We start from the raw sequence: 22033 nt of genomic DNA, 5'->3' as shown, positions 1-22033 counted from the left end.
AAAAGAGAAGTTGTAATACTTCTCTTTTTGTTTTACAGAAATATAGGGGAGGAAGGGGGAGGGAAATGGAAGAAATATTAAAGAAGTATATGCAGAACCTTACAACACTAAGTGAAGAAGAGCAGCACATGATTCTCAGTGAATTACAAATTGGAGAATATAAAAAAGGAACAGTGCTCTTAAGGCAAGGAGATGTCCCTTCGAAATGTTATTTTGTATTACAGGGATGTATTAGGCAACATTGTATAGATGAAACAGGGAAAGAGGTTACATCAAATTTCTATACAGAAGAACAAGCAATCGTAAATTTTAATCACCATAAACAAGATAAAGCATCCCCGCATACGTTAACGTGTTTAGAAGATTGTCTAGTTGTAGTTGGCGACCTGCACAGTGAAAAGGACATGTATAAGAAATATTCACAATTAGAAGAAATGACACGCCAAATGATTGAATACAATTTCGGTGAGGTACAAGAAGAACTTTCATTATTTATTGCATCGACACCAGAAGAACGTTACAAATCATTATTACAAAAACGACCGCATTTAATCAATCGTGTTCCTCAATATCAATTGGCAAGTTATCTAGGTATTACGCCAGAATCATTAAGCAGAATTAAGAAACGACTCAAACAGTAGTGTTTTTTCCACCTTTAATCAATAGCCATATACTAAATCCGAGTTCACCTGCGATCATCGGTAGTTGAAAGACAACATTAAGAATGGAAATCATCGCATCATATTGTGAAAACATTGTATTCATGACGTGAATTACGATATAACCGATAGAAGCCAAGAATAGTAGTATACTAATACATTTCGGTATATGTTTACATAGAAAAGCTACATAACCTAAAACGAAAAGATGTAAGCCGAAAATGATTAACCCTACAGACCAAATGTATTCGAATGCACTGAGAGACAACATCACATATGTTTCTGGATTCGCAATCATACTTTTTGAAAGTAGCAATGCCAATATTAAATTGAATATGGCAATTCCAAGTATTGCTGTATACATAAGACGAAGCAAGGCAGCTAGTAATGAGAGGCTAGTATGAATTGGTTTTAGAAAGAAATAAAGAGCCCACGCGGCGACAATATCAGTAATGAAAATGATAATCCAACCAAAGATTTCCGCTTTGAAAAGTGAATTTGAAGTTTGGATATTATGGAATGTCACGCTCGCGTTTTCTTGTACAACGAGATTTCCATGAACAAAACCGTAAGAAAAAAATGCAATGAATGCCATAACAAGAAGAGAAGAGCCAGCAAGTAATGCATACTTTCGTTCAGTCATAATACGTCCTCCTATCCTAATGGTGTTTTCATTGTAATAGAGAAGAAGAGGAGGTTCATTGACTTAAATCAAGAGAGGAGAAGTTTAGTGGAATTTCCATCAAAAAAAGATGCATGGCTATATCCGATTTTTTTCGTTGTCATTGGAGCGTGTTTTGCTCCAATATTTGCAGGAAGAGAATATTTTCTTTTGTTTTTCACAATCCCATTAGTTATCTTATTGATGTGGAGTTGGTTTTCAACAAAATATATTGTTGGAGAAGAAACAATTACTATTAGATCAGGTTTCGTGAAAAAGCGCATATTTATACGAGATATAAAACAAATTTCAAATACGAAAAATCCAGTAGCAGCCTACGCCTTATCGTTTGATCGACTTGAAATTGTTTACGGCACACATCAAACAGAAATTATTTCTCCTAAAGATAAAGAGCAATTTATCAATCTTGTTACAAGTAAAAATCCACACATTGAAATAAAGTAAAAGAGTGGCTTCATAGCCACTCTTTTACTTTGGGTTTGTCATATAAGGTTGTACATGAATGATACATAGGTCCCTGAACTTTCCTTCAGTAGTTGTAACAATTACGACTGCTCTACCTGCACTTTTTCCGGTAATCGTTACCGTATCACCTTTTGGATACAGTGTGATAACATCAGCATTCATATTGGTCCAAATAAGTTCTTGATTCGTTGCATGCACTGGCAAAACAGAAGCTGATAACTCAGTGCTTTGTCCCGTTCTTACTTTTAACTTATTTTTTTCCATATGAACACCAATGACTGAAATAACAGAAGGAGCAATTGAAATTTTGGGTGGATTAGGTTGTATGTTTAAACAAGACGTAGAAGTATTTGTGATAGGTGAAAATTTTCGTGTTTGTTGTTGCTGGAAAGCTGCTAACATGTTGGAGTCCCCTTTCTGTATAAGTGCTGATAGTACTACTATAAAGGAGTAGTGTTACGTTTAATTTAATGAAACATAAAGAAATTGTTAAATTCGAGCAGAAGATTGTCGAACTTTGAGAAAAAAGAAAACTCTGCTGATACGATAACAGCAGAGCTTTTCCTTTATAGATTATGACTATGTTGCTTTTCAAAAGTCTCAAAGTGCTCTTCAACTTCTTTTGAAGATTGTGTTAGTAAACTAACAATTACGATTACTAGTAAACTAATAGTAAAACCAGGAATCATTTCATATAAGAATTCTTTTAAGAATTTGAATTGCGTCCAAATAATTACTGTAGCGGCACCAGAAATCATACCAGCAAGTGCGCCCCACTTCGTCATACGTTTCCAATATAAGCTTAATAAAATAGCAGGTCCGAATGAAGAGCCAAATCCAGCCCAAGCGTATCCAACAAGAGCTAAAATCGTATCATTTTGTTTAAACGCTAATGCACACCCAACTAATGCAATAACAAGAACAGCCATACGGCCGACAAATACAAGCTCTTTATCAGAAGCAGAACGTTTAAAGAAAGTACGATATAAGTCTTCCGTTACAGCACTAGAAGTAACGAGTAACTGAGATGAGATTGTACTCATAATTGCTGCTAAAATAGCGGCTAATAAAAATCCAGTAATCAGTGGGTGGAATAAAATTTTTCCAAGTTCAAGGAAAATTGTCTCTGGATTGGATAGTGTTAATCCTTTGTCTGAGTAGTACGCAATACCGATAAGACCAGTAAACATAGCTCCGACAACAGAGAAAATCATCCAGCTCATACCAATTCGTCGCGCACTTTTAATCTCTTTTACAGAAGAAATTGCCATAAAGCGTACGATAATATGAGGTTGTCCAACATAACCAAGGCCCCATGCGAATAATGAAATAATACCTAATACAGAAGTACCTTTAAAAATATCTAATAATGTTGGATCAATTGATTTAATTGTGCTAAATGCTGGACCAAGTCCATTTACATTCATAATTGTAACAGTAGGAACAAGAATAAGAGCAATTACCATAATGATTCCTTGCACGAAGTCTGTCCAACTTACTGCTAAGAAACCACCAAATAATGTGTAAGCAACAACAACGCCAGCTACAATGAATAATCCAACGTGGTAGTTCATACCAAATGAATTTTCAAATAATACAGCACCTGAAACGAGTCCTGAAGCTACATAAAAAGTAAAGAAAATCATAATAACAAGTCCAGATACTAAGCGTAGCATGTGAGATTTGTCGTGGAAACGGTGTTCCAAAAATTCTGGGATAGTAATAGAGTTGTTTGCAATTTCAGAGTAGGTACGTAAGCGAGGAGCGACATATAGCCAGTTTGCGTATGCGCCTAGTGTCAGGCCGATCGCAATCCAACTACTACTTAATCCAACGCTAAACATTGCACCGGGTAAGCCCATTAAAAGCCACCCACTCATATCGGATGCTCCAGCACTTAATGCTGTTACTGCGGGGCCTAGTGTACGCCCGCCAAGCATATAATCTGTTAAGTTGGACGTTCGTTTATAGGCGAAATAGCCAATGACTAACATCCCGAGCATGTAAATAGAGATTGAAGTTAAAGTTAACATCTGCGTACTCATGAAGTTCCCCTTCCTTTTGTCATGTCTTTTGATGCGTTATGCATATTTATAATCTATCATGATTATTCTGAAAAATCCATACAGAAATATGAATTTTCAGAAATGTAAGCGTTTTTCGATGCCATTTTACTTTTTTAATATATAATATTCATACAAAAAACCTTATTTTTAATAGAGTATTTATTATATTTACATAAAAAGAGGTTGTTTTGTCAATATAATATTGAAAGGAAAGAAAAATAAAATTTTTAAAAAAGTATTGACTTGTGAAAAAAGTCAGGTCTATAATGAGTGCAACTTAAAAAAATGCAAGCTTTGATGAAGAAGAGTACACATGATGAACATGTCAGAGAGCTGATGGTTGGTGCGAATCAGTATGGAATTGATGTGGAATGGGCTTCGGAGCTTCCAAACCGAAACGAAAGAAGTAGGCTTTGGCGACATGATCTCATCGATACAAGAGACACGTATTGTTTTTGATACGGTAAAGTGCGTTACATTCGTAACGAATTAAGGTGGCACCACGGGAGTACCCGTCCTTTCTATAGGATGAGTACTCCCTTTTTGTGTATAAAAAATTAAATAAATGAAATCGTTTAAGTAAGAAGAGTACGTATATTGGAGACGTTACAGAGAGCCGGGAATAGGTGGGAGCCTGGTGCGGTACCATATACGGAATGGGCTTACGAGAGGTATGCTGAACAATTATTTTCAGTAGGCAACCCGGGTTCCGCCGTTACAAGGATAAGGTATAAATTTTGTACCTGAATAAAGCGGGATGCTTTTGCGTCCAACATGAGGTGGTACCACGGTAAATTTATCGTCCTCTACATATTTTCGATATGTAGGGGACTTTTTTATTTTTCAGATTGAGGTGAAAGGCATGATGACAAAAGAGAAATTTATGAAGCAAAAAGAACAAGGAAGAACATTTTTAGTAATTGCTGAAGAAGAAGGAGATAGCATTACGCCAATTTCTTTATATAGACGTATGAAGGGAAAGAAAAAGTTTTTATTAGAAAGTTCACAGCTTCATCAAGATAAAGGACGCTATTCCTACTTAGGGTGTAATCCGTATGGGGAAGTGAAAAGTATCGGTACGGAAGTGGAACGAACGATTTTCGGTCAAACAGAAAAGTTACAAGGTAACGTACTACAAGTGTTAGAAGAAGTGATTGCGTCAGCTCAAGTAGACAGTCCATTTCCGTTTTGCGGAGGAGCAGTTGGTTATATTGGCTATGACGTTATTCGGCAATATGAAAACATTGGAGCAAATTTACACGATCCATTGAATATTCCAGAGGTACACCTTTTACTGTACCGTGAGTTTATCGTGTATGACCACTTACGCCAAAAGTTGTCGTTTGTATATGTATGCAGGGAAGATGATGCAGCAGATTATGAAGAAGTATACGAAAGGCTGCGAGTATACAAAGAGGAAGTGCTACAGGGAGAAGAAGCGGAAGTAACTGAAATAAGATCAACATTATCATTCACTTCTTCTATAACGGAAAAAGAATTTTGCGTAATGGTAGAAACGGCGAAAGAACATATTCGAGCCGGGGACATATTCCAAGTCGTATTATCACAGCGTTTGCAAAGTGAATGTATTGGTGATCCATTCGCGTTATACCGAAAACTACGAATTGCCAATCCATCACCATATATGTTTTATATCGATTTTCAAGATTATGTTGTACTCGGTTCTTCGCCAGAAAGTTTGCTATCGGTAAGAGAGGATAAAGTGATGACAAATCCAATTGCTGGTACGAGGCCGAGAGGGAAGACAAAGCAGGAAGATACGGAAATTGAAAAAGAGCTGTTAGAAAATGAGAAAGAGCGAGCAGAGCATATGATGCTTGTAGATCTTGGGCGAAATGATATTGGTAGAGTGAGTGAAATCGGCTCAGTTACGATAGATAAATATATGAAAGTAGAAAAATATTCTCACGTTATGCACATTGTATCTGAAGTTTACGGAACATTGCGAAAACAAATGAGCGGATTTGATGCATTAGCGTATTGCTTACCGGCGGGTACGGTATCAGGTGCTCCGAAAATTAGAGCGATGGAAATTATAAATGAGCTAGAGAATGAAAAAAGAAATATATACGCAGGTGCGGTTGGATACGTTAGTTTTTCAGGGAATCTTGATATGGCGCTCGCCATTCGAACGATGGTCGTGAAAGATGAGAAAGCATACGTTCAGGCAGGAGCGGGGATCGTCTACGATTCAGACCCAGTTGCTGAATATGAAGAAACGTTAAATAAAGCGAGAGCGCTTTTGGAGGTAATGAAATGATTGTACTGATTGATAATTACGATTCATTCACATATAACTTGTATCAACTGTTAGGTGAATACGAAGAAGATATTGTTGTCGTAAGAAATAATCAAATAACGATAGAACAATTAGAAGAAATGAAGCCGAAAGGAATTGTACTTTCACCAGGACCAGGAAAACCAGAGGATGCTGGAATTTGTATGAAAGTGATTCGTCATTTTTATAAGAACGTTCCCATATTAGGGATTTGTCTTGGCCACCAAGCGATTATAGCTGCATTTGGAGGAGACATTGTAAGAGCAGAACGTATTAAACACGGAAAAACATCGCGTGTGAAACATAACGGAACGTCAATCTTTTCATACGCTACACAGCCGCTAACGGCAATGCGCTATCATTCCCTTGTTGCAGAGCAAACGAGCTTGCCAGAGTGTTTTGACATATTAGCGACAGCGATGGACGACGGAGAAATAATGGCAGTCCGTCACAATTATTATCCGCTCTTTGGATTACAGTTTCATCCGGAATCAATTGCAACAGAAGAAGGCGGAAAGTTAATCCGTGCCTTTTTAACAGAGGTAAAAGAGGAGGAAAGGGTATGAATAACTATCTTCGTAAATTAGTGGAGGGTCAACATTTAACAGAAGAGGAAATGTATAAAGCAGGGCTTCTTTTATTAAATGAAAACATATTGGAAAGTGAAATTGCAGCTTTCTTAGTCTTACTGAAAGCGAAAGGTGAAACTGCAGAAGAAATATACGGTCTCGTCCGAGCTCTTCGTGAAAAGGCATTACCGTTTTCAAATTATATACAAGGAGCGATGGACAACTGCGGGACAGGTGGTGACGGTGCCCAAACGTTTAATATTAGTACAACATCGGCATTTGTACTGGCAGGAGCTGGTGTAAAGGTTGCAAAACATGGTAACCGTGCTGTTTCTAGTAAAACAGGAAGTGCAGATTTATTAGAAGAACTCGGTGTAAATATTAGCAGTACGCCAAACGAAATTGATTATTTATTAGAGCATGTCGGAATCGCATTTTTATTCGCACCAGCGATGCACCCAGCATTAAGACGCATTATGAAAATAAGAAAAGAATTAAACGTGCCGACAATCTTTAACTTAATTGGCCCTTTAACAAATCCGGTGAATTTAGAAACACAATTTGTCGGCATTTATAAAAGAGATATGTTACTACCAGTTGCGCAAGTATTACAAAAGTTAGGCCGGAAACAAGCGCTTGTCGTAAACGGAAGTGGTTTTTTAGATGAAGCGTCATTACAAGGGGAAAATCACGTAGTCCTTTTAAAAGATAATGAAATAGTAGAAATGAGTATTGATCCAGAAAAGTATGGTTTTTCAAGAGTGAAAAATGAAGAAATTAGAGGGGGGAATTCAAAAGAAAATGCAAAGATTACGCTCGGCGTATTGAGCGGAGAAAAGAGTGTTTATCGCGATACAGTTTTATTCAATGCAGGTTTAGCTCTTTTCGCAAATGGAAAAACGGAAACGATTGAAGAAGGAATTAAACTCGCGGCATATAGCATTGACTCTGGAAAAGCATTAGCGAAACTAAATTTATTAATTGCAGCAAGTAACGAAAAATTAGAAAGGGTGAATTAAAATGGGGACGATTTTAGATGAAATTGTAGAACAGAAGAAAAAGGAAGTTGCGGCATTATATGAAACATATACACCAATAAAAGAAAGTAGAAAGACACATTCACTCGTAGAATCATTACATCAGTTTACTGTTATTGCAGAAGTAAAGCGAGCATCACCATCAAAAGGAGATATCAATTTACACGTTGATGTACGAAAACAAGTGAAAACATATGAAGAATGCGGCGCAGGAGCAGTTTCTGTTTTAACAGACGGTCAATTTTTTAAAGGATCTTTTTATGATTTACAAACAGCACGAGAAGAAAGTAACATTCCGCTTTTATGTAAAGATTTCATAATTGATAAGATTCAAATTGATAGAGCATATGAAGCTGGCGCAGATATTATTTTATTAATTGTAGCAGCGTTACCGAAAGAGAAGTTAAAAGAGCTGTATAGCTACGTACTAGAAAAAGGGTTAGAAGCAATTGTTGAAATTCATGATGAAGAGGAATTAGAAATTGCAATCGAATTAAATCCGCACGTTATCGGTATTAACAACCGTAATTTAAAAACATTCGAAGTCGATTTAGGCCAAACAGAAAAGCTTGGAAAACGATTAAATGAGGAGAAATTACTTTGGATTAGTGAGAGCGGAATTCATTCAAAAGAAGATATGATCCGCGTCAAGCGAGCTGGAGCAAAAGGTGTATTAGTTGGGGAAGCACTTATGACATCATCTTCTATTCGCACCTTTTTTGAAGATTGTAAGGTGAATATATGAAAGTGAAAATTTGCGGTATCACTGATATGGAAACAGCAAAACGTGCTTGCGAATACGGAGCAGATGCACTCGGATTTGTTTTTGCAGAAAGTAAGCGAAAAATTACTCCAGGGCTAGCGAAAGAAATCATTCAGGAGCTTCCAGCCAACGTGTTAAAAATCGGTGTTTTCGTAAATGAATCAGTAGAAGTGATCCAGAAAATTGCAGATGAATGCGGGTTAACGCATGTGCAACTACATGGGGATGAAGATAATCATCAAATTAGAAGATTGAATATTCCGTGTATAAAAGCGCTCGGAGTAACTTCAGAGACCGATATGAAAAATGCTCAAGCATATAAAACGGATTATATATTGTTTGATAGCCCAAAAGAAAAGTTTCACGGAGGAAATGGAAAGAAATTTTCATGGGAACTACTTGCACATATGTCAAAAGAGTTGCGAGAGAAAACGATATTAGCTGGTGGATTAAACGCTCTTAATATAGAAGAAGCAATTCGAACTGTTCGGCCATATATGGTCGATGTGAGCAGCGGAGTAGAGACAGAAGGAAAGAAAGATGTAGAGAAAATAAAACAATTTATTATAAAAGCGAAGGAGTGTTCCGAATGAACTACGCATATCCAGATGAAAAAGGACATTACGGTATATACGGAGGACGATACGTTCCAGAAACGTTAATGCAATCTGTACTAGAACTAGAAGAAGCATATAAAGAAGCGATGCAAGATGAAGCATTTCAAAAGGAATTAAATCATTATTTAAAAACGTACGTCGGAAGAGAAACACCGCTATATTATGCTGAAAATATGACGAAGTATTGCGGTGGTGCAAAGATTTATTTAAAACGTGAAGATTTGAACCATACAGGAGCTCACAAAATTAATAATACAATCGGTCAGGCACTACTTGCAGTACGAATGGGCAAGAAAAAAGTTGTCGCTGAAACAGGAGCTGGGCAACACGGAGTGGCAACAGCTACTGTATGTGCTCTACTCGGATTAGAATGCGTCATCTTTATGGGAGAAGAAGATGTGAGACGTCAAAAATTAAATGTGTTCCGAATGGAATTGCTCGGAGCGAAAGTGGAAAGTGTAGCGGCAGGTAGCGGCACATTAAAAGATGCGGTGAACGAGGCGCTTCGCTACTGGGTTTCACACGTGCATGATACACATTACATTATGGGATCTGTTCTCGGACCGCATCCATTCCCGCAAATTGTTCGTGATTTCCAAAGTGTAATTGGGAAAGAAACAAAAAAACAATATGAAGCGTTAGAAGGGAAGTTACCAGAAGCTGTCGTTGCTTGTATTGGAGGCGGTAGTAATGCGATGGGCATGTTTTATCCGTTCGTGCACGATGAAGAAGTTGCTCTTTACGGCGTAGAAGCAGCTGGAAAAGGCGTTCATACAGAAAGGCATGCAGCTACTTTAACGAAAGGAAGCGTTGGCGTTCTCCACGGATCGATGATGTACCTTCTGCAAAATGAAGAAGGACAAATTCAAGAAGCTCACTCTATTTCAGCTGGACTTGATTACCCGGGGGTTGGTCCAGAACATAGTTTACTAAAAGATATTGGCCGCGTTTCTTATCATTCCATTACAGATGATGAAGCGTTAGAAGCATTTCAATTATTAACGAAAAAAGAAGGAATTATCCCGGCGTTAGAAAGCTCGCATGCTGTCGCATATGCATTAAAATTAGCGGCGCAAATGAAGAAAGACGAAGGGCTTGTCATTTGTTTATCTGGCCGTGGTGATAAAGATGTAGAGAGTATAAAACGTTATATGGAAGAGGTGTAAAAGATGGGAGTAGAAAAAATTAAAGCAGCATTTGAAAATGGTAAGAAAGCATTTATTCCGTACGTAATGGGCGGAGATGGTGGCCTTGAAAAGTTAAAAGAAAGAATTCGTTTTCTAGATGAAGCAGGAGCAAGCATCGTTGAAATTGGTATCCCGTTTTCAGATCCAGTTGCAGATGGCCCAACAATTCAAAGAGCAGGAAAACGAGCACTAGATAGCGGTGTAACAGTAAAAGGCATTTTTCAAGCATTAATAGAGGTAAGGAAAGAAGTACAAATTCCGTTTGTACTTATGACATATTTAAATCCAGTACTTGCATTCGGAAAAGAACAATTCATCGAAAATTGTATAGAAGCAGGGGTAGACGGTATTATTGTTCCAGATTTACCGTATGAAGAACAAGACATTATTGTACGGCTTCTCCGAAATGAAAATATCGCTTTAATCCCACTCGTTACCGTTACGAGCCCAATTGAGCGAATCGAGAAAATTACGAGTGAATCAGAAGGATTTGTTTACGCTGTTACAGTAGCGGGCGTAACGGGAGTACGTCAAAATTTTAAAGATGAGATTCATAGTTATTTAGAAAAAGTAAAATCACATACGCATTTACCGGTAGTGGCAGGGTTCGGTATTTCAACAAAGGAACATGTAGAAGAGATGATTACAATATGTGACGGCGTTGTCGTTGGAAGTAAAGTGATTGAGCTGTTAGAAAATGAAAAACGAGAAGAAATATGTGAATTAATACAGGCAACAAAACAAAAAGAAGAGGCATAAGTCTCTTCTTTTTGTTTTACGAAATAAATGTTAAAATATACAGAAAATACATATAATTTAGAGGGTGAGAAAGCATGCTAAGACGGAAACTACTATATCTTCTTTTAACTGTACCACTATACGCTTGGCTCATTAGCATGACGCAAATAGAGTTGATGGCTCTATTTTTAGGATATGTATTCATCTTTTCCAACTTAAATCGTATTCAAGAGCAATCTATTTTAGAAATATGTATATTTTCGATTAGTATAGAACTATTTAGTATCGTTTCGATTGTATTATTAAATGAAGTATTCCGATGGATCTATTCATTTGAATTCATGAAATTTGGAAATGTTGTATTGCAAGTCATATGTGCTTATATTGTGTTTGTTCTGTTAGACAAAATGGTCGGACAGCAGACGGTTTTTCAGGATAAAAGAAAATGGGGGTGAATGAAAAAGGTGCCGTTTGGCTCCTTTTTTAAATCTGTTGCAAAAACAATTGAAATTTATGGTATCTGTTATATAATAGTTAAAAATTGTATTTTTAATGAAAAGAGATGATAACATGGCCATATTGTTGGCACTTATCCCAATTATGATGATTTTCATTTGTTTATTTTTATTTAAACAAACGTCATTAAGGTCCTCGTTAATTTCTTATGCGGTGTCTGTTGGAATCGTTTTACTCTCGCCAACGTTTCAACTAGGGATAAGTAAAACTGTGCACGCAACGATTAAAGGTTGGTTAATTTGTTTTATTGTCGGATACGTTTTATTTTTCGGTATTTTTTTATTTCACCTCATGAACAAAATGGGGTACATCGATCAAGTAGCACGTTTTCTAGAAGAAGTGACACACGATCGTTTATTACAAATGCTTCTTATGTGTTTTGGTATTTGCCCACTAATTGAATCAGTAAGTGGATTTGGAATTGGCTTTATGGTTGCAGCACCTATTTTTCTATCATTAGGCTATAAACCGTTTCAAGCTGTACTACTTTCATTTATTGGTTTACTAGCTAGTTCATGGGGGGCAATGGCAACTGGTACGATTATCGGTTCGCAGCTTATAAACATGCCCCTTACAACACTTGGCACAAATACAGCACTACTAAGCATTCCGATGTTTGCTTATTTTGTCATTCTTTCCTTACATGTTGTAGGTGGCTGGCAGGCGGTGATTGAAAAGTGGAAGGAAGGATTCGGTTTCTTTTTATTATTTTCTCTCGGAATCTACCTTTCTAACGCATATGTAAGTGTTGAACTCGCAGGTATATTAAGTTCTATCGTTACCATTACATTTGGCTTTCTTATCGTTAAATTAAAAGGAAAAAACGAACAAAACCTAATAACAGAACATGCTGCGACAACGGAAAGAGAAGTATCTATTATAAAAATTATTAGCCCTTATATATTCTTAACTGTTTGTATATTGCTTTCTCGCCTCGTGCCAGCATTACATGATTTGTTCAGATCATATGCAGTCCTTGATTTAAAATCATACTCTTACAAGCTAGAAATGCTATATTCACCAGGATTTTGGCTCGGTATGACTTGTTTATTTACGATTGTTTTCTTCCGCATTCCATCTCATATTATTAAACAATCAATCTCGCAAACGATAAAACAATGGATTCCATTTGCAATTACGACGACAATGTTTATCGCCATTTCAGAACTAATGGGTGCATCTGGCATGCATTCATTACTTGCAAAAACGGCTGGTGAAACATTTGGAACTTTTTTCGTTTTCGTTGCTCCGTTCATCGGAGCAATAGGTGGATTCTTAACAGGTAGTAACGCAGGATCAAATGCGATGTTTATAAAACTACAAATGCAAACTGCGCAAAATGTAGCACTCCCGTGGCAATACGTTACAACGCTTCAAAATACAGCGTCATCAGTAGCGACAATCGCTTGCCCGTCACGAATTACACTTGGCGCTTACTTATGTAACATACCATATCGTGAAAATGAACTATTGAAGAAAACGACGTTAATGATTTTTGGTGCGGTGTTGCTTGTAGTGGTAGAGGTTATTGTTTGGTATATGTTGAGAAATTAAAAACCCTCCTAACATAGGAGGATTTTTTTTATAATTGGATAATGTTTTAAACATGAAAAGCTTCTATTAAATGAATAGGAGATGAAATGTATGGCCCTAAAAAACTACGGCGTGTTAAAAGGTACAGTTATACAATCAAAGATTGGAAAAGGAAAAACACCTCATTATCAAGTTCATTTACAAGATGAAGCAGAAGTAGATTATCGCATTGCAATTAACGTAAAGTCGCAAAGTTATCCGTCAGAAGTGTTATATTTTGCGAGTAACGATATTCGGTCAGAGGCAATTCATATTTTACCGACATTACCATTTGGTTTTACAGAAATAAAAAACAATGAGCCGGAAGTAGCTTTAGATTATGTAAGAGGTAATTTATTTGATTCGAAACAAATGATTCCTTTACCTGCTGAAAAAGCAGGAGTGGATAATGATTTAAATGAAAAAATAGAACGTTATATAAAACGAGCAATAGAAGAAAAAGCAATTATTTACGCGTTCGGTGAAAGATGGGGACCAGAAGAAAATACACCTGATTCTTACTTTCATTTCGAACCAGGAAACGGGATACATGATATTCACATGAATCAAGGGAATGTAGAGAAATGGAAAGGTGATAATGGTATATGGCAAGACGGAGGAATACTTATTCATTTTGAAAAGGAAGAAAAATGGATCGGTATCTTCCTTGCCTTCCAGTCACAGTCATGGTGTACGGATGAAGAGGGACATGCTCGCGTTCCCGTTGAGCATTGTGATTATAAGAACAATAAGTGATGAGAAGAGCTAGTTCGTAATGAACTAGCTCTTCTGGTTAGAATACAATTTGCAGTTAATTTGCAGTATTAAATAATAAGGGGAGATAATTTGAATTTTTAATTATTATATTTTAATATAATGTTATATTTATTTAAAAATAAAATGCTAGGAGGAGATTTTTCGTTGGATAAAACTAGGTATTTAGAGATGTTGCAAATGACAAAAGAATTTTTAAAAAAGAATGTTCCTTTTATAACGGTAGGATTTCTTGGTAAGCGTATCATATCTATAATAATCGTTTTAATAACATCAACAGTTGCGTACATTACTGGATATCTGTTCTTATGGGGATATTATTTTGGTGGTGAAAAAGATCAATCGTTATTATCAGTAGCAGTAAATTTTGTCCCAATTGATAATAAGGTAGCTTTCTCGGTAGGTTTTTTTTATATTGTTTTAATTGGAATTATAGTTTTATTCTTAATTTCACTACTTATTGAAAAGCCAACTTTAAATTCGTGGGTTTTAATTATAATAGCAGTGGGATTAGTAAATTTAGCTCTTGTAGGCTTTTTGGCAGATAGTGTAACCTTAGCAAACTATTCTAAAGTGTTATTATTTTGGATACTCCCATTTTTTATGCTGTTTACAATCATATACTATTATGTTTGGGTTAAAGAAGTTAAACTGGCTATTCTAGCTGTTATATATTGTATTTCTTTATATTTTAATTTATTTTTTATTGCACAAAAATACAATTTAATGTGGTTAGAGAAAGTGTTGATTCCTGGTTTTGTTATTTTTATATTTATTATAGGGGTCCCACTAGCTATCGTTGTAAAATCCATTGGGAATAAAAAGAAATTACTTTGGTTGAAGATATTTTTATGGTGTATTGCGGGTTTTCCACTAGTGCTAATATTAGCTTATAAAATGATAGAGAATCTTATTACTACAATAATGATATTAATAGGTTTACTAGTTATATATATATTATTTTTAAAAATTCGAGCTAAATTTAAACAACAGAAGAGTAAAAGAAGTGAAGGGGTTTTATTGATTGAAAAGCCAATTACAGCTTTTTTATATATATTAGCAGTATTTCTTATTTTAGGTGTATTTCTTCCTTATTATTTAATAAAAGGAGGGGATTATATGCATTCCATTATGAAAACAAATGGTTATCAAAAAATAGAGTATACATGGGGACAAGAAACAAAACGTATAGAGGGGACTATCATTTCTAACCGAAATGATACATATTACATATCAACAACCGATAGAAAATTAATGATTATAAAAACAAAGGATATCATTATAGGTTCGAATTAATAAGAAGAGGGCGTTCAAATAGAACGCCCTCCTCTTATTTTATAAAAACCAAAACTAACAAGTGTAGAAAGACAAGAGAACAATAGTGCCACGCTAGAAAACGCAATGAGGTACATATTATACTTCATCACTTTGCCAATTAGTTGGTTACTATCGTACTGAAACAGCCCTGCTATTATATTGAATAAAAATAACACGATAAACATGACGATAATGCCGTCTATTGATCCTTTAATATCTGGTTTGCTTAAAGCGATATGTGCAGAAATACAAATGGCGATAAATAAAAATAGCCAAAAGGAAGGATTCAATACATTATTTATTGTAAATAAACTTTTCAATAATACGAATGTCGACAAGAGCATGTTTTGAACCATTTCTACATTAATAGAAGTAGAAGTGATTGTTTTTTCGAGAGTTGTATGAAATAAAAAATATGAATCTGGTACGAAATAGCGCATTAAAAGGATTAGTGCGGTAATACCAGAAATAATAGGCCCGATGCCGATAAAGAAGTTCCCAATTCGTTGATATACATTTTTATGATTGTATTGATGTTGTACGTAGCCTAAAGCGCCTTGACTTGTATCTGTTGGGAAGAACTGCGTTGCTACAATTTTATGACGAAATAGTACACACATAATGGCATGTCCAAGTTCGTGAATAGGAACTCCAATCCACGCCGTTAAAAGAAATCCTTTTCTTCCGAAAGCTCTCGACCAATACATTCGTGTGAGAGATTCTAAATAGCCTAATAGAAATCCAATTACAATGATAACGCCAATTAAAGAAAATAATTGGATTACGCTTGTAAGGAGTATTTGAAAAATTGAGTTTACCAATTCCATTGTCTTTCATCCAATCTGTTAGAAACATTATTTATCCGACTTTAATGTGCAGTAAGACCCCCACCTCAAAATTCAGCGAAAGCAAAGAAGTTAGGTAGGGGATCAACTGCCCATAAAAGTCCGATTGGTTCAACTAATAATCAGTGGGGGATGAAGAAAACCCCCACTGATTAAAGTTTCACTTTATTCTGTTTCATAATAGCATTTTTTTTCAAGATTGCTAGCACATATATTTCTTTTGAAAGAAGGATTTCATAATCTTTTTCTTGTAGTCATGTTTTATGTACAAAGTCATATATTGAATTTGTAACACCCTATACGGTATATGGTTAAGGAGGGATGAGAGAATGAAATGTCCGGCGTGTCACACAGAAAATGCAACAGAGGCAAAGTTTTGCGGGAATTGTGGACATTCGTTAACGGAGGGAGCAGTAGCGAGTAGTGCACAGGGAGAAGGTGAGCAACAGGCACGCGTAGCACAACAAGCAAAGGAAACTCGACCAAATGAAACGGTAGAGCAAGCGAAGCGGTTTGCGAGCGGCTATTTTCAGTTTTTTAAACACGCATTACAAGCACCGACAGCTATTATGAAAAGCGGCAAGATTGAAATACGAAATGGAATTGTAAGTCTTGTTCTTATTTGTTTTTTAGGGGCATGTATTTTTTATAGAATGATGAGTGCTGGGGCAGCACTTACGAGAACGTTAGCGCCAGATTTATCTACTCCTTCTTTCTTTGGAGACTCTATAACAGTCTTTTTATTTTTACTCATTTTAACTTTATTTGTCGGATTTATTATTTTTGTCAGTGGGAAGATGATGAAATCATCTTTTTCGTTTCTTGAAGTATTCGGTATATGGGGAACGATAGCGACGCCAGCTATTGCTATATTAGTTCTTTCTTTTCTGTTTAGCTTTTTATTAATCTTTTTCTTACCAATCTTATTAGGGCTGGCCACAACGTATATGTCAATTAGTATAATTGTCGCTATAGTAAAGCTAGATAACGGCGGATTAGACCCTATTTATACACTTCTTATTGCAAATGTTTTAATCGGAATTGCAACATTTATTGTGCTGTGGTCTTACATTAGCACGATAATTCAAACCTTTACACAGGGAATAACTGGCCTCTAAAGAAAAGGTGGATGAATGTATGTACAAAGTGTGTGATTCAGTTTGAAGATTGAATCTTATAATGTTGAACTGAATAAATCAAGAGAATAGAACATATGAAAAAGGTACAGTGCACAACTGTACCTTTTCTATGGTTTTTTAGCTGGACCAGGTTCTCTTGAGAAAAAGATATGAAAGAGGAATGTGACTTTGCTTGCTCCTCCTGATGTACTGGCTTGCACATCAGATAAAGAACTAGATGTTAAAGCCGCTTCGGAACGAGGCGGGACGACTATTTTGAGAGTATCATCTGATTCTGAGGATATAGTAACTGTTATTGTATCATCAGAAAAATTTATAATTTTCACAGTACCAACTGGGAAGATTGATTTATTGGCGTGTGATGCAGAAGAGAAGCGAGTGGCTTTCCAAATAGTTTGTGGGAAAGTGTCATTGTCAGATAACCAAGCGCGAGCGCTGTATAAAGTTGCACTAACGGTAAACTCTTGTTCAAGTGGAAGGGCGGGTTTTGGTTCTCTCGGTTCTTCTGGGAGCTGGACGAGAAGGCCGGCGCACATGTATGTTTCACCTACTTTCGGTAGTTACTGTTATAGCATATTAAACATATTGTTTATAAGACACGACGGTTACCTATTCAGGCATAGGTTTGTGCACAAAATTTGAAGATGAAATTCTCTTTCTTTACAATGGAAGTAGGTGTTATTTCTATAAAATATGGAAAACGTAAAGAGTATGTAAAAAAGAAGGAGTGGTAAAGTGAACTATGTCATTATTGGCGGAGATGCAGCTGGTATGAGTGCAGCGATGCAAATTGTTAGAAACGATGAAAATGCAAATGTTGTGACGTTAGAAAAAGGTGAAATTTATTCTTACGCGCAGTGTGGGTTACCGTATGTCATTAGTGGTGCTATTGCTTCAACGGAAAAGTTAATCGCCCGTAATGTAAAGACGTTTCGTGATAAATATGGAATTGATGCGAAAGTACGACATGAAGTAACGAAAGTAGATACGGAAAAGAAAATAGTATACGCAGAGCATACGAAGACGAAAGATGTCTTTGAATTTTCGTATGATCGATTATTAATTGCGACCGGAGTACGTCCTGTTATGCCAGAATGGGAAGGCCGAGATTTACAAGGTGTTCATCTTTTAAAAACAATTCCGGATGCTGAGCGCATATTAAAAACGCTAGAAAAGAATAAAGTTGAAGATGTAACCATTATTGGCGGAGGTGCAATTGGACTTGAGATGGCAGAAACTTTCGTCGAACTTGGTAAGAAAGTAAGAATGATTGAGAGAAATGATCATATCGGTACAATTTATGATGCAGATATGGCGGAATATATACATAAAGAAGCAGATAAACATCATATTGAAATTTTAACGAATGAAAATGTAAAAGCGTTTAAAGGGAATGAACGAGTAGAAGCAGTTGAAACGGATAAAGCTACGTATAAAGCGGATCTTGTTTTAGTATCTGTCGGAGTGAAGCCAAATACTGATTTTCTTGAAGGAACAAATATACGTACAAATCATAAAGGGGCAATTGAAGTAAATGCATATATGCAAACGAATGTGCAAGACGTATATGCAGCTGGTGATTGCGCAACACATTACCACGTTATAAAGGAAATTCATGATCATATCCCGCTCGGAACGACTGCCAATAAACAAGGGCGACTTGCTGGACTAAATATGCTGGATAAACGAAGAGCCTTTAAAGGTACGTTAGGTACAGGTATTATTAAATTTATGGATTTGACGCTTGCAAGAACAGGCTTAAATGAAAAAGAAGCAAACGGACTACATATCCCGTATAAAGCAGTTAAAGTAGATTCGACAAATATGGCGGGCTATTATCCAAATGCGAAACCACTTTATTTGAAATTACTATACCGTTCTGACACGAAACAATTATTAGGCGGACAAGTAATTGGAGAAGAAGGTGTAGATAAACGGATTGATGTAATCGCAATGGCACTCTTCAATAAAATGAGCATTCACGATTTAGAAGATGTCGACTTAAGTTACGCACCACCATATAACAGCGTTTGGGATCCAATTCAGCAAGCGGCAAGGAGAGCAGAATAGCACTTTTTAAGTGCTATTTTTTTGTTAAAGGGTAATCATCATTTTTGTCGAATGAAGAGGATTGGGAAATAGCTACATATGGGGAAGGGGATTATTAAAAATGTTTGTAACACTGCAAACCGTTCAAGAATCAGAAAAAGAAATATTACGTAATTTGTATGCACTATATCTGCATGACCTCTCTAAGTTCACACCCAATATAACAATTGAAGCAAATGGATTTTTTGAATACGAAGATTTACATATGTTTTGGGTAAATGATGGAATCACTCCGTATTTTATTAAAAGTCATAATGAGATTGTAGGATTTTTATTACTACTGGAACGTCCATTTTTGAAGAAGGAAAACGATTTTGGTATAAATGACATTTTCATATTGAATCAGTACAAAGGAAAAGGAATCGGTAAACAAGTTATTGAGAGTTTGCTAAAAGAGAAACGAGGAAAATATTTCGTTATCGAACTTGTGAAAAATGTACCGGCTGTTTCTTTTTGGAAGAAAGTATACAGGGAGCTAAACATCGAATTTGATGAGAAAATACAGTTAATCGATGATGAAAAATGTCTCGTTCAAACGTTTGAAATATAATGAAATGGATTCTTTTAGTATATTACTTTGAAATTTAACTTTATTTTGAATATATCTTTCACCCTTGAAAACATAGTATGTATCGCTTATATTGTCATATAGTATTTACTTTAAAATAAAGCAATGAACGAACCAGGGGGCACAGTATGGCAATTAATATGAAAACAATCGAAGAATGGATTGCTGAATCAAACACAAGACATGAAGAAGACTTTGGACACGTTATTGAAGAGATGAAAGAAGTATGCGTCGGACTTGATAATGCGACATTAATTTATACGAAAAATGTATTTTGTTTCGGTAAGAAAGTAGAAGTATTGTTCTTCTTCCAAGACCATGTCGTGATCGGACAAGAAAAAGACGAATATGTTGAAATTGAAAAATTAAAGTATGATGCCATTACAAATAGTAACTTAAAAACAAACGATAAAAATACAACGCTAGAATTAAAGTTTGCTAACGGACAAACTATCAATTTAGATAGTTTAAATGATAACTATGGTACGAAAAACTGGTTATTTGCGAGACAAATTAAGAGTATCTTTAAATTAATCTAGTGAAAAAGCACGCCGATAGCCGGCGTGCTTCTAAATACGCAAATCCCCTTTTAACCAATTCCGCGCCCGATAAGCCCCAACGGGAATTTGAATGAGAGACGTTTCATTCCCAGTATCTATCCCGTACAACTGATCACATGAATTTGTATCAAAACTAAGTAAAGGATGCCCGCCCATCCCCATCGCGGTCGCTGCAAAAACGAGTTTATGAACGAGTATACCTGCTTCCATTTGGTGAATGCGGTATCCTCTATAGCCTAATGCACGTGTATAATAATCTTTCTTTCCGACTACATGCAAGCAAAGCGGTACTTGAAAAAGGTTTACGTTATCCATCGTCATACTAGATTGAAGGGGATAACGAAGGTCCCCATATCGAAGTGGTTGTATGGAATGCGTTTTACTATTATAAGCGTAAGCCCCGTTTTTTATATCTTTTACGTTATAGAAACACCCATATAATGCGACGCGTGCATTTTCATTTATATACTTACTGTCAAGGTCGTTGTAATAAGGGAAGGAGAGGCTCGCTTCTTGTAGTAAAGTAGCGAGCTCGGCTGCATCCAATTTCGTTAAAGTAAAGTCAGCATCAGGGGAATACCGTTTTCTGCAAAGTTGTAAGAAATCATAAGATAAATGCTCTACTTTCGGCAGTTGTATAGCGTGCTCATGATGTTGATAGTGCTCTTCATGAGTTAGTGTTTGAAACTGTGCTGTCGATTCGATCATAGAAGCTTCATTTATTTTTGTTATCATCGGATACTCATTTACATGCTTTGAGCGAACGAAATGTTCATGTGCGAGCGGCGGAATTTGTTGTAACAACTTATGAGAAGTAACTGTTTTATTTTCACGGTAATCATTGTGAAACCAATCAGTTTGTGGCTCTGTACTAAAAGGAACAACAGCATACACGCTTTCTTCGCCTTCTGGCAGTCCGAGTAAATGATTGATTGCACGATCTAAAAACTGAAAATATACGCCATTTGTGTAACCGAACTGTTTGGCACATTCAAGTAATTGTCCGATGAGAACACCACTATCTAACCCTTGAAGCCGATACGAAAAGTTATTGTATTTAAAGTAGTTTTTCCAAAACATAGTGGATACGAATGCAGCACCAAAACAAGACTGTAAGTTACAACGATTGCCGAGTGCTTCTGAAAGATAAGAATCGAAATTTCCTTCGCGTAGTAAGATAAGTCGGTGATGCGCGGCATCGTAATGGTAAATACCGTCTGGATAATCGTCAATCTTTAAATATATATACAATTCATTTGGATATAAAGCACCGCCGGAAGGGATAGATCTTCGGAATAAAATTTTCTCGCTATTTAGCTGACATAACTGGGTTAAACCAAATGAGCACCAAAGGTAATGACCAATCTCATTCAAAGTAGGTGTAGTAGAAGAGTTGGGTAAAGATAATGGGATTTCTAAAGAGAGAGGAATGATAGGTACATTTCGATATAATTTATAAGGAAGCGGTGCATCTTCCCAGTCCACTTCATGATTCGGCATAATTTCGTCTATAGAAAAATGGAGATGATGTAAAAAAGTATCCAGCTGCAT

Annotated in this window: 23 protein-coding genes and 2 other annotated features; of the genes, 17 read left to right on the top strand and 6 right to left on the bottom strand. The window is 36.2% G+C overall.

Annotated features, from left to right (window positions below):
- Positions 1-65 precede the first annotated feature (65 nt).
- The gene (locus MR079_RS08650) at positions 66-641 is read left to right on the top strand and encodes a Crp/Fnr family transcriptional regulator (RefSeq protein WP_087951690.1); all 576 of its coding nucleotides are present in this window, start codon (positions 66-68) and stop codon (positions 639-641) included.
- Here MR079_RS08650 and MR079_RS08645 read toward each other — a convergent pair.
- A complete protein-coding gene (locus tag MR079_RS08645; protein WP_139869768.1) occupies positions 631-1302 on the bottom strand; it encodes a DUF4386 domain-containing protein in 672 nt (223 codons plus the stop codon). The two genes, MR079_RS08650 and MR079_RS08645, sit on opposite strands and share 11 nt — an antisense overlap.
- 87 nt (positions 1303-1389) lie before the next feature.
- On the opposite strand from MR079_RS08645, the gene MR079_RS08640 reads away from it, so the two are divergent.
- Complete coding sequence (locus MR079_RS08640; RefSeq protein ID WP_139869767.1) at positions 1390-1785, top strand: PH domain-containing protein; 396 nt, start codon at positions 1390-1392, stop codon at positions 1783-1785.
- A gap of 24 nt (positions 1786-1809) precedes the next feature.
- Here MR079_RS08640 and MR079_RS08635 read toward each other — a convergent pair whose 3' ends face one another.
- Positions 1810-2208 carry an Ig-like domain-containing protein gene (locus MR079_RS08635; RefSeq protein ID WP_139869766.1) on the bottom strand — a complete coding sequence of 133 codons (399 nt, stop codon included), beginning with the start codon at positions 2206-2208 and terminating at the stop codon, positions 1810-1812.
- Between the two features lie 164 nt (positions 2209-2372).
- Positions 2373-3851 (bottom strand): sodium/proline symporter PutP, encoded by a 1479-nt coding sequence (gene putP / locus MR079_RS08630; protein ID WP_139869765.1) that lies wholly within the window; start codon positions 3849-3851, stop codon positions 2373-2375.
- 306 nt (positions 3852-4157) lie between these two features.
- Positions 4158-4395 (top strand) — a binding site (T-box leader).
- A 42-nt stretch (positions 4396-4437) separates the two neighbouring features.
- Positions 4438-4682 (top strand) — a binding site (T-box leader).
- Positions 4683-4734: 52 nt separating this feature from the next.
- Between putP and trpE the strand changes: the two genes are divergently transcribed.
- The 11 genes from trpE (at position 4735) to MR079_RS08575 (ending at position 15240) form a co-directional block, all read left to right on the top strand.
- Complete coding sequence (gene trpE, locus MR079_RS08625; protein WP_139869764.1) at positions 4735-6153, top strand: anthranilate synthase component I; 1419 nt, start codon at positions 4735-4737, stop codon at positions 6151-6153.
- Positions 6150-6737 (top strand): aminodeoxychorismate/anthranilate synthase component II, encoded by a 588-nt coding sequence (locus tag MR079_RS08620; RefSeq protein ID WP_139869763.1) that lies wholly within the window; start codon positions 6150-6152, stop codon positions 6735-6737. Before trpE ends, MR079_RS08620 begins: the two co-directional genes overlap by 4 nt.
- The gene (trpD, locus tag MR079_RS08615; RefSeq protein ID WP_139869762.1) at positions 6734-7759 is read left to right on the top strand and encodes an anthranilate phosphoribosyltransferase; all 1026 of its coding nucleotides are present in this window, start codon (positions 6734-6736) and stop codon (positions 7757-7759) included. The genes MR079_RS08620 and trpD overlap by 4 nt, the downstream gene beginning before the upstream one ends.
- A 1-nt stretch (position 7760) precedes the next feature.
- Complete coding sequence (gene trpC / locus MR079_RS08610) at positions 7761-8522, top strand: indole-3-glycerol phosphate synthase TrpC (protein ID WP_139869761.1); 762 nt, start codon at positions 7761-7763, stop codon at positions 8520-8522.
- Positions 8519-9133, top strand: a complete 615-nt coding sequence (locus tag MR079_RS08605) for a phosphoribosylanthranilate isomerase (RefSeq protein ID WP_139869760.1) — start codon at positions 8519-8521, stop codon at positions 9131-9133. Before trpC ends, MR079_RS08605 begins: the two co-directional genes overlap by 4 nt.
- Entirely contained in the window at positions 9130-10323 is a 1194-nt protein-coding gene (gene trpB, locus MR079_RS08600) for a tryptophan synthase subunit beta (protein ID WP_139869759.1), read from the top strand. The genes MR079_RS08605 and trpB overlap by 4 nt, the downstream gene beginning before the upstream one ends.
- A 3-nt stretch (positions 10324-10326) precedes the next feature.
- Positions 10327-11103 carry a tryptophan synthase subunit alpha gene (trpA, locus tag MR079_RS08595; protein ID WP_139869758.1) on the top strand — a complete coding sequence of 259 codons (777 nt, stop codon included), beginning with the start codon at positions 10327-10329 and terminating at the stop codon, positions 11101-11103.
- A gap of 74 nt (positions 11104-11177) precedes the next feature.
- Entirely contained in the window at positions 11178-11537 is a 360-nt protein-coding gene (locus MR079_RS08590) for a DUF4029 domain-containing protein (protein ID WP_242293873.1), read from the top strand.
- A 115-nt stretch (positions 11538-11652) separates the two neighbouring features.
- Positions 11653-13152, top strand: a complete 1500-nt coding sequence (locus MR079_RS08585; protein WP_139869755.1) for an L-lactate permease — start codon at positions 11653-11655, stop codon at positions 13150-13152.
- A gap of 90 nt (positions 13153-13242) precedes the next feature.
- Positions 13243-13926: a DUF2278 family protein gene (locus MR079_RS08580; RefSeq protein ID WP_242293872.1), complete on the top strand. Its 684-nt coding sequence runs from the start codon at positions 13243-13245 to the stop codon at positions 13924-13926.
- Positions 13927-14091: 165 nt separating this feature from the next.
- The gene (locus MR079_RS08575; RefSeq protein ID WP_242293871.1) at positions 14092-15240 is read left to right on the top strand and encodes a hypothetical protein; all 1149 of its coding nucleotides are present in this window, start codon (positions 14092-14094) and stop codon (positions 15238-15240) included.
- 14 nt (positions 15241-15254) lie between these two features.
- Here the strand turns inward: MR079_RS08575 and MR079_RS08570 are convergent, their stop codons facing one another.
- Complete coding sequence (locus tag MR079_RS08570) at positions 15255-16088, bottom strand: hypothetical protein (protein WP_242293870.1); 834 nt, start codon at positions 16086-16088, stop codon at positions 15255-15257.
- 347 nt (positions 16089-16435) lie between these two features.
- Between MR079_RS08570 and MR079_RS08565 the strand changes: the two genes are divergently transcribed.
- Positions 16436-17224 (top strand): zinc ribbon domain-containing protein, encoded by a 789-nt coding sequence (locus tag MR079_RS08565; protein ID WP_139869748.1) that lies wholly within the window; start codon positions 16436-16438, stop codon positions 17222-17224.
- A 128-nt stretch (positions 17225-17352) separates the two neighbouring features.
- Here MR079_RS08565 and MR079_RS08560 read toward each other — a convergent pair whose 3' ends face one another.
- The gene (locus MR079_RS08560; RefSeq protein WP_074567599.1) at positions 17353-17781 is read right to left on the bottom strand and encodes a hypothetical protein; all 429 of its coding nucleotides are present in this window, start codon (positions 17779-17781) and stop codon (positions 17353-17355) included.
- A 199-nt stretch (positions 17782-17980) separates the two neighbouring features.
- On the opposite strand from MR079_RS08560, the gene MR079_RS08555 reads away from it, so the two are divergent.
- From MR079_RS08555 to MR079_RS08545, 3 genes are all read left to right on the top strand, one after another.
- Positions 17981-19315 carry an FAD-dependent oxidoreductase gene (locus tag MR079_RS08555; protein ID WP_242293869.1) on the top strand — a complete coding sequence of 445 codons (1335 nt, stop codon included), beginning with the start codon at positions 17981-17983 and terminating at the stop codon, positions 19313-19315.
- A 100-nt stretch (positions 19316-19415) separates the two neighbouring features.
- Positions 19416-19904 (top strand): GNAT family N-acetyltransferase, encoded by a 489-nt coding sequence (locus tag MR079_RS08550; RefSeq protein WP_242293868.1) that lies wholly within the window; start codon positions 19416-19418, stop codon positions 19902-19904.
- A gap of 146 nt (positions 19905-20050) precedes the next feature.
- On the top strand, positions 20051-20461 hold the full coding sequence (locus tag MR079_RS08545; protein WP_071715902.1) for a DUF3908 family protein: 411 nt from the start codon (positions 20051-20053) through the stop codon (positions 20459-20461).
- A gap of 30 nt (positions 20462-20491) precedes the next feature.
- Here the strand turns inward: MR079_RS08545 and MR079_RS08540 are convergent, their stop codons facing one another.
- Positions 20492-22033 (bottom strand): SagB family peptide dehydrogenase, encoded by a 1542-nt coding sequence (locus tag MR079_RS08540; RefSeq protein WP_242293867.1) that lies wholly within the window; start codon positions 22031-22033, stop codon positions 20492-20494.

It is taken from the genome of Bacillus cereus group sp. BfR-BA-01381 (genome assembly GCF_022663555.1).
In the GTDB taxonomy this organism is placed as follows: Bacteria; Bacillota; Bacilli; order Bacillales; family Bacillaceae_G; genus Bacillus_A; species Bacillus_A pacificus.
The sequence above is the reverse complement of the archived record's forward strand: the minus strand, read 5'-3'. Positions and strand labels throughout refer to the sequence as shown.

Bases quoted from the DNA above. Each gene is read 5' to 3' on its own strand.
- MR079_RS08650 (WP_087951690.1), top strand. From the start codon at position 66: ATGGAAGAAATATTAAAGAAGTATATGCAGAACCTTACAACACTAAGT.
- MR079_RS08645 (WP_139869768.1), bottom strand. From the start codon at position 1,302: ATGACTGAACGAAAGTATGCATTACTTGCTGGCTCTTCTCTTCTTGTT.
- MR079_RS08635 (WP_139869766.1), bottom strand. From the start codon at position 2,208: ATGTTAGCAGCTTTCCAGCAACAACAAACACGAAAATTTTCACCTATC.
- putP (WP_139869765.1), bottom strand. From the start codon at position 3,851: ATGAGTACGCAGATGTTAACTTTAACTTCAATCTCTATTTACATGCTC.
- trpE (WP_139869764.1), top strand. From the start codon at position 4,735: ATGATGACAAAAGAGAAATTTATGAAGCAAAAAGAACAAGGAAGAACA.
- MR079_RS08620 (WP_139869763.1), top strand. From the start codon at position 6,150: ATGATTGTACTGATTGATAATTACGATTCATTCACATATAACTTGTAT.
- trpD (WP_139869762.1), top strand. From the start codon at position 6,734: ATGAATAACTATCTTCGTAAATTAGTGGAGGGTCAACATTTAACAGAA.
- trpC (WP_139869761.1), top strand. From the start codon at position 7,761: ATGGGGACGATTTTAGATGAAATTGTAGAACAGAAGAAAAAGGAAGTT.
- MR079_RS08605 (WP_139869760.1), top strand. From the start codon at position 8,519: ATGAAAGTGAAAATTTGCGGTATCACTGATATGGAAACAGCAAAACGT.
- trpB (WP_139869759.1), top strand. From the start codon at position 9,130: ATGAACTACGCATATCCAGATGAAAAAGGACATTACGGTATATACGGA.
- trpA (WP_139869758.1), top strand. From the start codon at position 10,327: ATGGGAGTAGAAAAAATTAAAGCAGCATTTGAAAATGGTAAGAAAGCA.
- MR079_RS08590 (WP_242293873.1), top strand. From the start codon at position 11,178: ATGCTAAGACGGAAACTACTATATCTTCTTTTAACTGTACCACTATAC.
- MR079_RS08585 (WP_139869755.1), top strand. From the start codon at position 11,653: ATGGCCATATTGTTGGCACTTATCCCAATTATGATGATTTTCATTTGT.
- MR079_RS08580 (WP_242293872.1), top strand. From the start codon at position 13,243: ATGGCCCTAAAAAACTACGGCGTGTTAAAAGGTACAGTTATACAATCA.
- MR079_RS08570 (WP_242293870.1), bottom strand. From the start codon at position 16,088: ATGGAATTGGTAAACTCAATTTTTCAAATACTCCTTACAAGCGTAATC.
- MR079_RS08565 (WP_139869748.1), top strand. From the start codon at position 16,436: ATGAAATGTCCGGCGTGTCACACAGAAAATGCAACAGAGGCAAAGTTT.
- MR079_RS08560 (WP_074567599.1), bottom strand. From the start codon at position 17,781: ATGTGCGCCGGCCTTCTCGTCCAGCTCCCAGAAGAACCGAGAGAACCA.
- MR079_RS08550 (WP_242293868.1), top strand. From the start codon at position 19,416: ATGTTTGTAACACTGCAAACCGTTCAAGAATCAGAAAAAGAAATATTA.
- MR079_RS08545 (WP_071715902.1), top strand. From the start codon at position 20,051: ATGGCAATTAATATGAAAACAATCGAAGAATGGATTGCTGAATCAAAC.
- MR079_RS08540 (WP_242293867.1), bottom strand. From the start codon at position 22,033: ATGCAGCTGGATACTTTTTTACATCATCTCCATTTTTCTATAGACGAA.